Source organism: Streptococcus sp. 2021WUSS109 (genome assembly GCF_044427305.1).
Classification (GTDB): domain Bacteria; phylum Bacillota; class Bacilli; order Lactobacillales; family Streptococcaceae; genus Streptococcus; species Streptococcus suis.
This window is the reverse complement of the sequence record NZ_JAOTGF010000001.1, coordinates 25,735-41,005: the sequence shown is the minus strand read 5'-3', so window position 1 is coordinate 41,005 and position 15,271 is coordinate 25,735. Positions and strand designations below refer to the sequence as shown.

Sequence of the window (15,271 nt, the reverse complement as noted above, 5' to 3'; positions counted from 1 at the left end):
CTTTGGTACTACAAAGGAGAATATGAATGTTATTAGTGAAAAATGGTCGTGTATTGGATCCGCAATCCGGTTTAGACAAGGTTTGCGACATCTTGATGGACGGAAGTAAGATTGTTAAGATTGCGGAGTCGATTTCAGAAGATGTTGAGCAAGAAGTGATTGATGCGACAGGATTAGTCGTTGCTCCTGGTTTGGTCGATGTTCATGTGCATTTTCGGGAGCCAGGTCAGACCCATAAAGAAGATATTCATACAGGAGCTCTTTCTGCAGCAGCGGGTGGTTTTACTTCTGTTGTCATGATGGCTAACACTAATCCGACGATTTCAAATGTTGAAACCTTAAAAGAAGTATTGGATTCCGCTAAAAAAGAAGCTATTCACATTTATAGTGTGGCAACTATTACAGATCATTTCGATGGGCAAAATCTGACCGATTTTCCTGCTTTGCTAGAGGCGGGAGCGGTGGCCTTTTCGGACGACGGTATTCCTTTGACAAATGCTGGCGTGGTTAGAAAAGCTATGAAATTAGCCAAAGAGCAGGGCTGTCTCATCAGTCTGCATGAAGAAGACCCTGACCTGAATGGTGTCTTGGGACTCAACGAACAAGTAGCTGAAAAACATTTTCATATTTGTGGAGCAACTGGTGTAGCAGAATACAGCATGGTTGCTCGCGATGTCATGATTGCCTATGAAACGGGTGCGCGTGTTCATATCCAGCATCTATCCAAAGCCGAGTCGGTCAAGGTGGTTGAATTTGTTCAAGGTCTCGGAGCAAACGTCACGGCAGAAGTAGCACCCCAACATTTTTCACGAACAGAAGAATTACTTCTAACAAAAGGTGCCAATGCTAAAATGAATCCGCCACTACGATTAGAAAGTGATCGCTTGGCTGTGATTGATGGGTTGAAATCTGGTGTTATCTCTGTCATTGCAACGGACCATGCACCTCATCACGCAGATGAGAAAAATGTAGAGGATCTTACGCAAGCTCCTTCAGGAATGACAGGCTTGGAAACCTCGCTTTCACTTGGTTTGACGCATCTGGTGGAAGAAGGGCATCTGACACTCGTGCAATTGTTGGAGAAAATGACTATTAATCCAGCCAAGCTCTATGGTCTTGATGCTGGTTATCTTGCTGAAAATGGCCCAGCTGATCTTGTTATTTTTGACCCAAATGCAAATCGGTTGGTCACAGCGGATTTTGCCTCGAAGTCTGCTAATTCTCCGTTTGTTGGTGATAGTCTGAAAGGACAGGTCCTTTACACCATTGCAAATGGACAAATAGTATTTGGTAAATAGGAAATGAGCGGATTAGATAGCTAATTCGCTTATTTCGAACCTTTTTGACATGTAAGCGATTTTAATGTTTTTGTTTTTTGATAAAAAGTGTATAATAGAGATATGAAAAATGCCGAAGAAAGGTCTATTTATGAAAAAGAAAAAAATCTTGTTGCCTGTAATGTCCACACTCTTGTTGGCGCCATTTGTTTTAGCTCAACAAGTACAAGCTGCTGAGACAACGACTGCAGCTACCACAACCAATCAGCCAGCAACGACTGATGCAACTGCTACGGTACCAGCAACGTCAGTTGAAAACGTAGCAACGGAGGAAACTGTTGTCCCTGCTGCGGAAGAAACGGTAGAGGCAGTTATTATCCACACAAACGACGTTCACGGTCGCATTCTTGAAGAAAAGAATGTCATCGGTGACGCTAAGGCTGCGGCAGTCATTGAAGAAGAACGTGCCAAAGTAGAAAATACAATTGTAGTAGATGCTGGTGATGCCTTCCAAGGACTTCCAATTTCCAACTCTACAAAAGGTGAAGACCGCGCCAATATCATGAACCAAGTCGGCTATGATGCAATGGCTGTTGGCAACCATGAATTTGACTTTGGGATGGATCAAGCAATCAAGTACAAGGAAACCTTGAACTTCCCGCTATTGAGTGCTAACACTTACGTTAATGGCGCTCGTGTTTTTGAAGCTTCAACTATTGTCGATAAAACTCCAACTGTTGTAGGCGATGAATTTGTAGTTATCGGTGTAACAACACCTGAAACTGCTACAAAAACCCATCCTAAAAATGTTGAGGGAGTAACATTTACCGACCCAGTCACAGAAGTCAATAAAGTGATTGACGAAGTGGAAGCGCGTGCTCTAGCAGATAATCGTGTTTACAAGAACTATATCATTCTAGCTCACCTAGGTGTCGATTCTACAACACCTGTTGAATGGAGAGGTTCAACTCTTGCTGAAGCACTTTCTAAAAATAGTAAATTAGCTGGTAAACGTGTTATTGTTATCGATGGTCATTCCCACACGGTAGAAGCGACTACCTATGGAGATAACGTTACTTATAATCAAACAGGCTCTTACTTGAACAATATTGGTAAAGTAACCTTGAAATCCGATAAATTATTGGGTGAAGCTAGTTTGATTTCTGCCGCGGATACTAAAAATGTGACGCCAAATGCTAAAATCGCAGCCTTGGTTGATGAAATTAAAGCAAAATATGAAGCTGAAAATGCTCAAGTAGTTATCGAAAATAACCCAGTGGAATTAAACGGAGACCGCTCAAACGTGCGTGTTCGTGAAACCAACTTGGGGAATGCAGTGACGGATGCGATCTATGCCTATGGTCAAACAGGATTTTCAAACAAAACTAGCCTTGCTGTGACTAACGGTGGTGGTCTACGTGCAACAATTGCTAAAGATCAGCCTGTTACAAAAGGTGATATTATTGCAGTCTTGCCATTTGGTAACATTGTTTCTCAAATCACTGTGACTGGTCAGCAAATTTATGATATGTTTACCAAGTCTTTATCATCTACATTGCAAGTGAATCCAGAAACTGGCGAGATGCTTTTAGATGAAAATGGCATGCCGCTCTTTGAAGCTAGTGGTGGATTCCTACACATTTCAGGAGCAAATGTATTCTACGATCCAACTCTTCCTGTAGAAGAACGTGTTCTTCTTATCGGTATTCTTAATCCAGAGACTGGCGAATATGACGCCTTGGATCTTGAAAAAACGTACTATTTAGCAACAAATGACTTCCTTGCTGCTGGTGGTGATGGCTACACAATGCTTGGAGGAGCACGTGAAGAAGGTCCTTCAATGGACAGCGTCTTTGCTGAATACCTAAAGACAGCTGACTTATCAGCTTATGAGGTTGTCAACCCATATTCACGTATCATTCCTGTAAATTCAAGCATTGATACGGATGAAGATGGCTACCCAGACTTTATCGAAATTTTATTGGATACTAATCCAGAAAATCCAGCCTCAAATCCAGAAACTGTTCCAGCCGAAAATACAGATTCACCATCTAATCAAGCGCAAAATACTTCGGCAACGGACAAGAAGGCCCCAGTTGATTCTCCTAAAGTAGGAGATAAAAAATCAGAAGTAGCAAGTCCAGTAAAAACTACAAAAGCAGGAGTCTTGCCAAATACTGGTGATCAGATGAATCTGACGCTCAGCCTGTTTGGTTTAGGTTTAGGTCTTGCAGGACTGGCCATGGCAGTAGGTCGCAGAAAAGAAAATTAATCAATCATCTGAAAACAGGGTCTTCGGACTCTGTTTTTGACTGGAGGAAACATGCAAACTGTATTTCAATATCAAAAAGAGGGGGATCGTGAGCAGATTAGTTCTTACGTTCTGCTTAGCAACTCCCCACGTCGTAAACAATTATTGGGATTTTTACAACCACAAATCGCATCAGTTGAAGTGGATGAGCGTAGTATCGAAGAACATTTTATGAAACAATTCGTTACAGATGATTTTCTCACTCGAGCTGCAAAAACTTGTTGTGAAATTTCCAAAGCAAAATCGGACATGGATTTGGTAACTGGTCATCTCTACATTTCTGCGGATACAATCGTCGTGTCAGATGGGCAAATTTTTAACAAACCTCAAGATTTGACAGAAGCTGAAACCATGTTACGTTCCTATTTTGGAAAGAGTCATCACGTTGTTACATCTGTCTGCCTACGGACAAGACACTCACTGGATGTTTTTTATACGGTTGCACAGATTGATTTTGTCGACTATTATCCAGCTCTTGAAGAGGTTATTCAATCATATATCCGTGAAAAGCAGCCACTGGATAAGGCCGGTGCCTACGGTATTCAGGAGCTGGATCCACGCTTTGTGGCGGGCATTTCAGGGGATATTCACACCATTATTGGTCTACCTGTAGCCGAAGTTTCCCGCAGGATTTTTTCTGAAGAAGGTTTTGAAAAATAGCAGAGCTTAATAGCTAGTTTGTGGTATAATAATGGTCGAAAAGGAGAGTTTATGACCGTCGACATTGAAAGATACAAGCAATTGGCCCAGCAGAAGCAAGGAGAACATCGAAAATTTCTAGCAAATTTGAAGAAAAAAGCACCTAAAAATTTGGATAGAATTGTTCAAGATATTCATGCCGAAGTATTTTCTGAAATCGACTGTACAGAGTGTGCCAACTGTTGTAAAACGTTGGGACCACTCTTTACAGAAGCAGATATTACCCGAATTGCCAAGCATTTGCGCATGAAACTTCCAGTTTTTGAGGATATGTATTTGCGTGTGGATGAGGACGGAGATAAGGTATTTCAATCCATGCCCTGTCCCTTCCTTGGAGGCGATAATCTATGTAGTATCTATGATGCTCGTCCCAAAGCCTGTCGAGAATTTCCGCATACTGACCGCAAGAAGATTTATCAAATCAACAATTTAACAATAAAAAATACTCTGATTTGTCCCGCAGCCTATCTCTTTGTCGAAAAGTTACGGGAGAGAATTTAAGAGGAACAAGTAAGACAAAATATTGATTTTCTGCTATAATAATAAAAAAACAAGCCGTTTTTACGGCTTTTTTCAATGAATCATATTTAGGAGGACCCCATGGCAATTATTCAATGGTTTCCGGGCCACATGTCAAAAGCTCGCAGGCAGGTGCAGGAGAACATCAAGCACGTTGATTTCGTGACCATTTTGGTCGATGCTCGCCTGCCCCTATCTAGCCAAAATCCTATGCTGACCAAGATTGTCGGTGACAAGCCCAAGCTTATGATTTTAAATAAGGTTGATTTGGCAGACCCTGTTCGTACAAAAGAATGGCAGAGCTACTTTGAAGGTCAGGGAATTCGCACCCTTGCCATCAACTCAAAGGAGCAAGCGACGGTGAAAAAGGTGACCGACGCAGCCAAGAGCCTCATGAAAGAGAAGATTGAACGCCTCCGCGAGAGAGGTATTCAAAAAGAAACCTTGCGGACTATGATTATCGGTATTCCAAACGCTGGAAAATCCACTCTCATGAATCGTCTGGCTGGAAAGAAAATTGCCGTTGTTGGCAACAAACCAGGTGTGACGAAGGGCCAACAGTGGCTCAAGTCCAATAAAGACCTTGAAATCCTTGATACACCAGGTATTCTCTGGCCTAAATTTGAGGACCAGGAAGTTGGACTTAAGTTGGCTCTGACTGGGGCAATCAAGGACCAGCTTTTGCCTATGGATGAAGTGACCATTTTTGGCTTGGACTATTTCAAGGCCAACTATCCAGAACGTCTACAAGAGCGGTTCAAGGGCATGGATTTGGAGCAGGAAACGCCTGAACTCATCATGGACTGGACCAAGAAATTGGGCTTTCGTGATGATTATGACCGTTTTTACAACCTCTTTGTCAAGGACGTTCGGGACGGTCGCTTGGGTACTTATACATTAGACAGGGTGAGTGACTTAGATGGCAACGATTAAGGAAGTGACTACTCTGCTAGCTCAGGTGGACAGTCTGGACAGTCCTGTCTGGGCGGAACTATCTCAGGATGAGCGAGCAGGGGTCCAGGCTGCCATCAAGAAACGCCGTAAGGAGCTGGATAAAGAAGTAGCAGAAGATGCCCGCTTAGAAGCTATGCTATTTTACGAAAAAAACCTTTATGAAAATGGGGTGGAGTTCATCGCTGGTATCGACGAAGTCGGCCGGGGGCCTCTAGCAGGTCCTGTGGTGGCTGCGGCGGTCATCTTGCCCAAAGGGTGCAAAATCCGCTACCTCAACGACTCCAAGAAAATTCCTAAGTCCAAGCATGAAGCAATCTACCAAGAAGTCATGGAGCGAGCGGTGGCAGTCGGTGTGGGAATAAAAGATGCAGCTGTCATCGATCAGGTCAATATCTACGAGGCGACCAAGTTAGCCATGTTGGAGGCTTTGGGGAAATTAAGCCAGAAACCTGACCACTTGCTCATAGACGCCATGAAGTTGGATACGCCCATACCACAAACTTCCATCATCAAGGGAGATGCCAATAGCCTATCTATCGCAGCTGCCTCTATCGTGGCCAAGGTGACGCGGGATAAGATGATGGCGGACTATGACAAGGAGTTCTCAGGCTACGGCTTCGCCAAGAATGCTGGTTATGGAACGGCAGAGCATTTGGAAGGCTTGAACAAGTTAGGCATCACGCCCATTCACCGTAAGACCTTTGAGCCCATTAAGTCTATGGTAGCAGGGGGAAACTAGTCTTGACAGTCTTTTTCTGGTTATTTTTAGCGGCTATCGGTCTGTTTGCTCTTGTCTATTTCTGGGAGCGGCGGTCGATTTTTATCTCACTGTTTGCTTTGAACATCCTGGTCTGGGCCTTGGCATGGATCATCTCAACAGGCATTCTCGAAAACAATGAAATCTTGCGCTTGCTGGCTATAGCAGTGGCTATGGTGCTCTTTTTTGCCTTGTTAAGTGGTCCATTTGTCTTGCTTTTCACACTTTATCTAAATGGTTTTCAGATTTTGAAGAGAGAAGGGGTTCGCTTCCATAATTTCCTATCCATGGGACTGGCGGTAGCCTTGACTTTTTATCTCTTCATCGCTCCCTTTGTGGTTCAATCTCTGTCTGGTATTAGTTTGTTAAACATGGTGTTTGTCTATGTTGGATTTTTAGTGTCTTATGCCATTATCATCAGCATGCTCTATACCACGTCTAGCTTTGTCAATTTGGTCAATCTTTTCCCAGGCAAGCTTGATTATGTAGTGGTCTTAGGTGCTGGCTTGATTGGTGACAAGGTAACGCCACTTTTGGCTTCGCGGATTGAAAAAGGCATAGCGATCTACCAGAAACATCCTGGCAGTAAGCTCATCATGTCAGGCGGACAGGGTCCTGATGAACTCATAGCTGAAGGACAGGCAATGGCAAATTATGTCTTGGAGAAAGGAGTGCCTGCTGAAGACATTCTCATCGAAAACCAATCAACCAACACAGAAGAAAATTTGAAATTTTCCTATGCCCTGATGAAACCTGGCAGTCGATTTGCACTTGTAACCAATTACTATCACGTTTTCAGAGCTCTGCTATTGGCACGACAATTGAAAATCAAATGTATCGGCTACGGCGCAAAAACCAAATTTTACTTTAGCCTCAATGCCTTTATTCGGGAATTTGTAGGTTATGTAGTCATGAGCCGAAAGACGCATTTGGTCTTTTTGAGCATCGTGTCAGCCCTTTACCTGATCGGAGTGATCATCAGTTTAATGCATTAAAAACAGCCTCTAGGTGACTAGAAGCTGTTTTCTTATAACATAAAGTAGACAATGGCGATATACTGAAGTGCCGAAGCCAGTAGGATAAAGAGATGCCAAATCATGTGGAAATAGGGCTTTTTCTTGGCGTAGAAGAGGGCTCCAATAGTATAAGATAATCCACCAGCCAGCATGAGAATGCCAAATGCCATTCCAGTCTTTTGCAAAATGGCTGGCAAGATAAAGACAACCAACCAACCCATGAAAAGATAGAGGAAGAGGCTGAATTTTTCATTTATTTTTTTAGCAAAAATTTTATAGAGTATACCAAAAATAGTCAATCCCCATTGCAAACCTACAATCAGATAACCTAGCCAACCACCGACCAAGGAAAGGGCAACAGGTGTGTAGCTTCCAGCGATAGCAATGTAAATCATGCTATGGTCAATAATCCTCAGGATGTATTTGTGAGTAGAAGCATAGGGCATGGAGTGGTAGATGGAAGAGGATAGGAACATGAGGAAAAGGCTGATGACAAAGATGGACATACCAATCACAGCGGTCAGGTTATAATCTTGATAGGAATGAATAGCAGTAACGGGGAGCAAGACCAACATAAGCAGGGCTCCGACTGCATGTGTGACACTGTTAGCAACCTCCTCTCCAAAGGATAGTTGCAGGCTCAATTTCAAACTAGGATTCATGGTGACTCCTTTCTAACTCCATAGTGAGTTGACGGGTTTTGTAATATAGTTTAACAGACTGACAGGCATAACGAATGATTTCAGGCGTTTCGTCGCTCTCCTCATTTCGCATGCAGTCAACAAAATGATTGTATAAGGTTTCTGAATTGCTAGACTGGAGAAGAAGATTTAAGGTCTGACTGATTTCTTGAATCGAAAAGACATTTTTTAAGATAGTCAAGGCAATCAAGCGGGCAACTTGCTGTTTCTGGTATTTTTTCTTTACCGGTTTTTCAAGTTGCTTGTGCTTGACATAATTGTTAATCATAGCAGCAGTCAATACTCTTCGAAAATCAATATTATCCGTTGTCACCTTGCCTTGATGAACCCCAGTTCTATCATCAGCTTCGTTTCCTAGGCTACTGTTGATTTTCATTGAGTATAAACTATTCTGTTCAAGGCTTTCCTGAGAATTGACTACTTGATTAACATACAGCAGAACTTGGTCCAAATACAAATCTAAATCAGGTAATTCATGCCAGTAGGGGATGGTCTGTTTCATGATTATCTACTCTCTTTTATCTAGTAATGATAACTAGATTGTACGATATACAATATTTAATGTCAAGAAAAAACCTTCTGGACCCAAAATCACAGAAGGTTAGTTGCTTATGGTTGGATAATATTTTCAGGCAATGTCATCTTATAAAGTGAATAGGCTCCATCTAGGTTTTTAACTATAAAACCATTTTCTTTTAAGATACGTTCGGCAATATAAGAACGCAGTCCACTATGGCAGCTGACAATGTATTCTTTTGAAGCATCCAGTTCTCCAATTCGCTCACGGAGTTGGTCCAAAGGAATGTGAATGAATTCTCTGAATTGCCCATTTGCGACCTCACCAGGATTGCGGACATCTAATAGAACTTTACCAGTAGCTAACTCGTCGTCTAGTTGATGCCACTGGATGTTTTGGCTAATCCCTTCTGCGATGTTCATAGCAGCGTAGCCAATCATATTGACAGGGTCTTTGGCAGAGCCAAATGGCGGAGCGTAGGTCAATTCTAGCTCTGGTAAATCAAAAATTGTCAGTCCAGCCTTGATAGCAGTGGCAAGGACATCAATCCGCTTATCAATACCTTTTTGACCGACGGCTTGCGCTCCGAAAATTTTTCCATCAGTCGGTGAGAAAATGAGTTTTAAAACAATATCAGTCGCACCAGGATAATAACCTGCATGGTCTTTTCCAGTTGTATGAACGACGGCATGTTTATAGCCGAGTGATTGAACAGCACGTTCGCTTAAACCAGTTGAAGCGGCAGCTAGGTCAAAGACTTTTACGATAGCTGTTCCAATAGATCCTTTGTTTTTTCTATCAAGTCCAGCAATGACATCAGCTACCTGTCTTCCCTGACGGTTAGCAGGAGAAGCCAGTGAAATCAAGGCATCTTGACCTGTAATTTCTTGTTTAACAACAATAGCATCACCAACAGCATAAATATTCTTCTGACTAGTTTGGTAGTTTTGGTCTACGAGAATACCACCACGGAGACCTAACTCAACTCCAGCATCTTTGGCTAGTTGACTGTCGGGAGCAACTCCGACTGACAGAATGGTCACATCAGATGACAGGGTCTGTCCGTTAGACAATTCGACTACTTGACCATGTTCGAAAAAAGCAGTGACAGACTGCCCAGTGATAACCTCGACACCCTTACTTGTTAACTCTGCTTCCACAAATCGAGCCATCTCTAGGTCAAATGTTGGCAAAACATGAGGTGCCTGTTCAACAAGTGTGACTTTCAGGCCTTTCAAGGCAAGATTTTCAGCCATTTCCAGACCGATAAATCCTGCACCAATTACCACAGCATGACCAGACTTGATCTGGTCTAGTTTAATCATAATCTTGTCTAAATCAGGTACGTTCCGAAGAGTAAAGAGATTGTTTGCTTCTTCAATACCAGATAGATTTGGAATGACAGGCTTGGCGCCGGGTGATAAGATTAGTTTGTCGTAGCTTTCAATCAACTCACCAGTAGGCGTTTTGACTGTTACAGTTTGCTGCTCAGTATCGATACTAATGACTTCATGGAAGGGGCGGACATCTAGATTAAAGCGTTGTTTCAAACTTTCTGGCGTTTGAAGCAATAAACTGTCATGCTCTGCTATTTCTCCAGAAATGTAATAAGGTAAACCGCAGTTGGCAAAGGAAACATAAGGTCCTTTCTCAAAAACGATGATTTCAGCATTTTCCATCAAACGACGGAGACGAGTAGCTGCTGACATACCGCCAGCGACACCACCTACAATAATTATTTTCATGCTATTCCTCCTGTCCAGGCATTCATACCGCCTTTAACGTTGATTGCTTGATAGCCTTGAGATTTAAGATATTCTGTCGCCCGTTGGCTACGCATGCCAGATTGACAGATGACAAGATAGTTCTTGGTTTTGTCGCCTTTAAATTGGTCAAGTTGACTTAAGGGCTGGTTGATAGCTTGTGGAATATGTCCACTAGCAAATTCGTCGACTTCGCGAACATCAAGCAAAATAGCATTCGATGATTGTATCGCTTGTTCTACATCAGTTATCGGAAGACTATCTGAGTTTGAAAACATTCCTGAAAATAATTGTTTAAACATTGTTACTCCTTTTTATACCCATGGGGGTATCTAAAATATATCAAGGAATTCAAAAGATGTCAAGGTAAAAAATTGACATTTTTCACTTCAAGCAGTACCATATAGGGTATGAATACAGAGAAGAAAAAGATGATAAATCGTTTGAAACGTGCAGAAGGTCAGCTCCGTGGCATTCAAAAAATGATTGAAGAAGAGCAAGAGTGTATCGATATTGTGATGCAGCTGAGTGCAGTTCGTTCCAGTATCAACAGTATGATGGGAATGGTCATTGCTCAAAAAGTTCAAGATTGCATTGAACACCCTTCCGATAATCCCGAGGAACAAGAGGCACGGCTAGCAGAAGCTATTAATTTGATTATAAAAAAATAGGAGCAGAAGTATGCCAACAGAAAAAGAAAAGATGATAGCTGGGGAATTTTATCGGGCTGGTGATCCAGAATTGGTTCAGATGCGGATTTTAGCTCGTCAAAATATGAAACGATTTAACGATGAACTTGATGGACAAGCCCGCTCGGAGCAATTGAAGAACTGGTTTGGAACTACAGGTGATCGGATTTACATGGAGCCAAATTTCTACTGTGACTACGGTAGCAATATTCATGTTGGTGAGGATTTTTACGCTAATTTCAACTGTACCATGTTGGATGTTTGTCCCATTACCATTGGCAAAAATGCCATGCTTGGTCCCAATGTACAGTTGCTAACTCCACTTCATCCACTAGATCCTGATGAACGAAATTCTGGTTTGGAATATGGCTCTCCCATTACCATTGGTGATAATTTCTGGGCTGGTGGTAGTGTGACAATCTTACCTGGCGTGACCTTGGGCAACAATGTCGTTGTTGGTGCTGGTTCTGTCGTGACTAAGTCTTTTGGTAATAATGTCGTTTTAGCGGGCAATCCTGCGCGTGTTATCAAAGAAATACCTAAAAAATAATTCTTCTTCGGGAGAATTTTTTCTTTGCCTTGCGAATAGACTAGATGAGGTGAAGAAAATGAATAATTTTGAATTGTTTAAATGGAAAAAAGCAGGTTTGACCAATCTTAATGTGAATAAAGTTTTGGCCTATCAAGAAAAACACGGAAAAAAATTGACCTTGCGAAATGTCGCTGTAGTGTCTGAATGTAAAAATCCAGTTCTATTTATGGAAAATTATAAGAATCTAGATACAAAAGCCTGTCGCGAGGAATTTAATAAGTATCCATCATTTTCAATTTTGGATGACGTTTATCCATTAGCTTTGAAGCAAATTTACAATCCGCCTGTACTTTTGTTTTATCAAGGGGATTTAGAATTGCTAGAAAAATCAAAGCTGGCAGTTGTTGGTACACGAAATGCCAGTAAAAATGGTATCCAATCTGTCCAGAAAATTATCAAAGAACTCAACAATCGTTTCGTCATTGTTAGTGGTCTAGCGAGAGGAATTGATACAGCTGCCCACATTGCCAGTTTGAAAAATGGAGGCCAAACCATTGCTGTAATCGGAACAGGTTTAGATAATATTTATCCAAAAGAAAATAAGGATTTGCAGACCTATATTGGAAAACACCATTTGGTGCTGACAGAGTATGAAGCTGGTGCTCAGCCACTCAAATACCATTTCCCAGAGCGGAATCGCATTATAGCTGGTTTGGTGGAAGGATTGGTAGTCTGCGAGGCAAAAATGCGGTCTGGCAGCTTGATTACCTGCGAACGTGCCTTGGAAGAAGGCAGAGAAGTCTATGCCATACCTGGTTCCATTTTGGATGGGAAATCAGATGGTTGTCATCATCTGATTCAAGAGGGAGCAAAGTGCGTTACATCAGGCTTGGACATCATTTCTGAGTATCAATTTTAAAACAAGTCTTCCTATAGGAAAATAAATATCTTGACACTGGCTGAAAAATAGTATATTCTTTGTGAGGTTAAAAATATTTGTAAGGTATAAGAATGGCTACAAAAACAGTTAGTAAGAAAAAAACAGCAACCAAGAAAAATCTCGTTATTGTAGAGTCGCCTGCTAAGGCGAAAACAATCGAAAAATATCTTGGTAAAAATTATAAGGTCGTTGCTTCAGTCGGGCATATTCGAGATTTGAAGAAATCTAGTATGTCTATTGACTTTGATAACAACTATGCACCTGAGTACATCAACATACGTGGAAAAGGACCACTCATCAATTCTTTGAAAAAAGAAGCAAAAAATGCTAAGCAAGTCTTTCTCGCGAGTGACCCGGACCGCGAAGGAGAAGCAATTTCTTGGCATTTGGCTCACATTTTGGGATTGGACGCAAACGATAAAAACCGTGTTGTCTTTAATGAAATTACAAAAGATGCAGTAAAAAATGCCTTTCAGGAGCCGCGCGCTATCAATCATGACTTGGTAGATGCCCAGCAAGCTCGTCGCGTCTTAGACCGTATTGTAGGGTACTCCATATCACCTATTTTATGGAAGAAAGTCAAAAAAGGTCTGTCAGCAGGACGTGTTCAATCGGTTGCTCTCAAATTAATAATCGACCGTGAAAATGAAATCAGCAATTTCAAACCAGAAGAATATTGGACAATTGATGCAACCTTCAAAAAAGGGAGCAAGAAATTCCAGGCTTCATTCTACGGTATAGATGGAAAGAAAACTAAAATTGAAAACAATGAGCAGGTTAAAGAAATTCTCGCCCGACTTGATGGGGATGATTTCTTAGTAGAACAGGTTGAGCGTAAGGAGCGCAAACGAAATGCACCTCTGCCTTACACAACTTCTACTATGCAGATGGATGCGGCTAATAAAATCAATTTCCGTACTCGTAAAACCATGATGGTTGCCCAACAACTTTATGAGGGTGTCAGTCTTGGCACAGGTGGTACCCAAGGTTTGATCACCTATATGCGTACGGATTCAACACGTATTAGCCCTATTGCACAAGCACAAGCTGCTGACTTTATCACGGAGCGTTTTGGTGCTACCTATTCAAAGCATGGTAACAAAGTAAAAAATGCCAGTGGTGCACAAGATGCCCACGAAGCCATTCGTCCATCAAATGTTAACTTAACACCTGAATCAATTGCAAAATATCTGGACAAGGACCAGTTGCGACTATATACACTGATTTGGAATCGTTTTGTCGCAAGTCAGATGGCTGCAGCAGTTTTTGATACCATGAGTGTTCGTTTGGGTCAAAATGGTATTGTCTTTGCTGCTAATGGTAGCCAAGTAAAATTCGATGGTTATATGGCGGTCTATAACGACGCTGATAAAAATAAAATGTTGCCAGATATGGAACAAGGTGACACGGTGGTACGCGTGTCAACAAATCCAGAACAACACTTTACTCAGCCACCAGCTCGCTACTCTGAAGCAACCTTAATTAAAACATTAGAAGAGAATGGTGTAGGTCGCCCGTCAACCTATGCACCAACGATTGAAACCATTCAAAAACGTTACTATGTTAAGCTTGCGGCTAAGCGATTTGAACCAACTGAACTCGGAGAAATCGTTAATAAGCTGATTGTTGAGTTCTTCCCAGATATTGTCAATGTCAAATTTACAGCCGATATGGAACAAAAATTGGATGATGTAGAAATCGGGAAAGAGCAGTGGCAGAAGGTCATTGACGGTTTCTATCAGCCATTCAAGGTAGAATTATCTAAGGCAGAAGAACAGATGGAAAAAATCCAAATTAAGGATGAACCAGCTGGCTTTGACTGTGATGTTTGTGGACATGAAATGGTTATTAAATTAGGACGTTTTGGAAAATTCTATGCATGTAGCAATTTCCCAGACTGTCGCAATACCAAGCAAATCACTAAAGAAATCGGTGTGACTTGTCCGGTTTGCCAAAAAGGGCAAGTGATTGAACGCAAGAGTAAACGCAATCGTCTTTTCTATGGTTGCGATCGCTACCCAGAGTGTGAATTTACTTCTTGGGACAAGCCAGTCGGGCGTTCTTGTCCGAAATGCGACCACTATCTCGTTGAGAAAAAAGTTCGTGGTGGTGGTAAACAAGTTGTCTGTCCAAATGGTGACTACGAAGAAGACAAGATTAAATAAGTTTAAACTGCTATTCTCAAGGGAATGGCAGTTGTTTTTTATAGTCATGTTAGTTTATCTTAGCTAACTTCGACGAGCGAGAGGCTGGGCAAAAAGCCCAGCACTGCTTCTCAAAGTTAGTGTCAATATCTCAGAGCAGTGGTTGATTGGGTTTAACAGGCCAGTGGAGTGAAACAGTTCAGTAAACTGTTTCAGCCTGAGCTTAGAAATTAAAAAATCGAGCTAAAAAGGTTGGAGATAAGATTTGCGAAGCAAATCATAGCAGTTCGTGTTTCACATTCCAAGTCTGACCTCTACAACTAAAACGAACTAAACGGTAATACCAGTTTGAAAAAATGTTAAAAAATGTTAAAAAATAGGATAAAAGTCTTGCATTATTGAAAATACTGTGTTATGATAATTGAGGTTTGAAAAAACTGACCTAAGACAGT

General features: G+C 41.6%; 15 protein-coding genes and 1 other annotated feature (1 of these 16 cut by a window edge). Of the genes, 11 read left to right on the top strand and 4 right to left on the bottom strand.

The genetic code is table 11. The annotated features are described in order from the left end of the window. The first annotated feature begins 26 nt into the window (after positions 1–26). The 7 genes from ODU37_RS00195 to ODU37_RS00165 all read left to right on the top strand — a co-directional run bounded on the left by ODU37_RS00195 (position 27) and on the right by ODU37_RS00165 (position 7,512). The gene (locus tag ODU37_RS00195; protein WP_398580391.1) at positions 27–1,298 is read left to right on the top strand and encodes a dihydroorotase; all 1,272 of its coding nucleotides are present in this window, start codon (positions 27–29) and stop codon (positions 1,296–1,298) included. A gap of 130 nt (positions 1,299–1,428) precedes the next feature. Continuing rightward, the gene (nt5e, locus tag ODU37_RS00190; protein WP_172134815.1) at positions 1,429–3,549 is read left to right on the top strand and encodes a cell surface ecto-5'-nucleotidase Nt5e; all 2,121 of its coding nucleotides are present in this window, start codon (positions 1,429–1,431) and stop codon (positions 3,547–3,549) included. Between the two features lie 51 nt (positions 3,550–3,600). Beyond that, positions 3,601–4,248 carry a Maf family protein gene (locus tag ODU37_RS00185; RefSeq protein ID WP_172134814.1) on the top strand — a complete coding sequence of 216 codons (648 nt, stop codon included), beginning with the start codon at positions 3,601–3,603 and terminating at the stop codon, positions 4,246–4,248. A 51-nt stretch (positions 4,249–4,299) separates the two neighbouring features. Next, positions 4,300–4,788, top strand: coding sequence for a YkgJ family cysteine cluster protein (locus ODU37_RS00180; protein ID WP_002936504.1), 489 nt, complete (start codon positions 4,300–4,302; stop codon positions 4,786–4,788). Between the two features lie 99 nt (positions 4,789–4,887). Continuing rightward, on the top strand, positions 4,888–5,739 hold the full coding sequence (gene ylqF, locus ODU37_RS00175; protein ID WP_044679372.1) for a ribosome biogenesis GTPase YlqF: 852 nt from the start codon (positions 4,888–4,890) through the stop codon (positions 5,737–5,739). After that, positions 5,726–6,499, top strand: coding sequence for a ribonuclease HII (locus tag ODU37_RS00170; RefSeq protein ID WP_398580390.1), 774 nt, complete (start codon positions 5,726–5,728; stop codon positions 6,497–6,499). The genes ylqF and ODU37_RS00170 overlap by 14 nt, the downstream gene beginning before the upstream one ends. Positions 6,500–6,501: 2 nt before the next feature. Continuing rightward, positions 6,502–7,512: a YdcF family protein gene (locus ODU37_RS00165; protein WP_044679376.1), complete on the top strand. Its 1,011-nt coding sequence runs from the start codon at positions 6,502–6,504 to the stop codon at positions 7,510–7,512. 32 nt (positions 7,513–7,544) lie between these two features. On the opposite strand, the gene ODU37_RS00160 is transcribed toward ODU37_RS00165, so the two are convergent. From ODU37_RS00160 to ODU37_RS00145, 4 genes are all read right to left on the bottom strand, one after another. Beyond that, complete coding sequence (locus ODU37_RS00160; RefSeq protein ID WP_002936498.1) at positions 7,545–8,195, bottom strand: hemolysin III family protein; 651 nt, start codon at positions 8,193–8,195, stop codon at positions 7,545–7,547. After that, positions 8,185–8,736 carry a DUF1836 domain-containing protein gene (locus tag ODU37_RS00155; RefSeq protein ID WP_105243191.1) on the bottom strand — a complete coding sequence of 184 codons (552 nt, stop codon included), beginning with the start codon at positions 8,734–8,736 and terminating at the stop codon, positions 8,185–8,187. The genes ODU37_RS00160 and ODU37_RS00155 overlap by 11 nt, the downstream gene beginning before the upstream one ends. 107 nt (positions 8,737–8,843) lie before the next feature. After that, on the bottom strand, positions 8,844–10,496 hold the full coding sequence (locus ODU37_RS00150) for an FAD-dependent oxidoreductase (protein ID WP_105243192.1): 1,653 nt from the start codon (positions 10,494–10,496) through the stop codon (positions 8,844–8,846). Then, on the bottom strand, positions 10,493–10,816 hold the full coding sequence (locus ODU37_RS00145) for a rhodanese-like domain-containing protein (RefSeq protein ID WP_012775130.1): 324 nt from the start codon (positions 10,814–10,816) through the stop codon (positions 10,493–10,495). Before ODU37_RS00145 ends, ODU37_RS00150 begins: the two co-directional genes overlap by 4 nt. A 108-nt stretch (positions 10,817–10,924) precedes the next feature. On the opposite strand from ODU37_RS00145, the gene ODU37_RS00140 reads away from it, so the two are divergent. The 4 genes from ODU37_RS00140 to topA all read left to right on the top strand — a co-directional run bounded on the left by ODU37_RS00140 (position 10,925) and on the right by topA (position 14,840). Continuing rightward, positions 10,925–11,185: a metal-sensitive transcriptional regulator gene (locus ODU37_RS00140; protein WP_044762876.1), complete on the top strand. Its 261-nt coding sequence runs from the start codon at positions 10,925–10,927 to the stop codon at positions 11,183–11,185. Between the two features lie 10 nt (positions 11,186–11,195). Then, positions 11,196–11,753, top strand: a complete 558-nt coding sequence (locus ODU37_RS00135) for a sugar O-acetyltransferase (protein ID WP_249562091.1) — start codon at positions 11,196–11,198, stop codon at positions 11,751–11,753. A 58-nt stretch (positions 11,754–11,811) separates the two neighbouring features. Beyond that, positions 11,812–12,654, top strand: coding sequence for a DNA-processing protein DprA (gene dprA / locus ODU37_RS00130; RefSeq protein WP_249562090.1), 843 nt, complete (start codon positions 11,812–11,814; stop codon positions 12,652–12,654). A gap of 92 nt (positions 12,655–12,746) precedes the next feature. Then, entirely contained in the window at positions 12,747–14,840 is a 2,094-nt protein-coding gene (gene topA / locus ODU37_RS00125) for a type I DNA topoisomerase (RefSeq protein ID WP_249562089.1), read from the top strand. Positions 14,841–15,242: 402 nt separating this feature from the next. Continuing rightward, positions 15,243–15,271, top strand: a sequence feature (ribosomal protein L10 leader region); it runs 106 nt beyond the window's last position.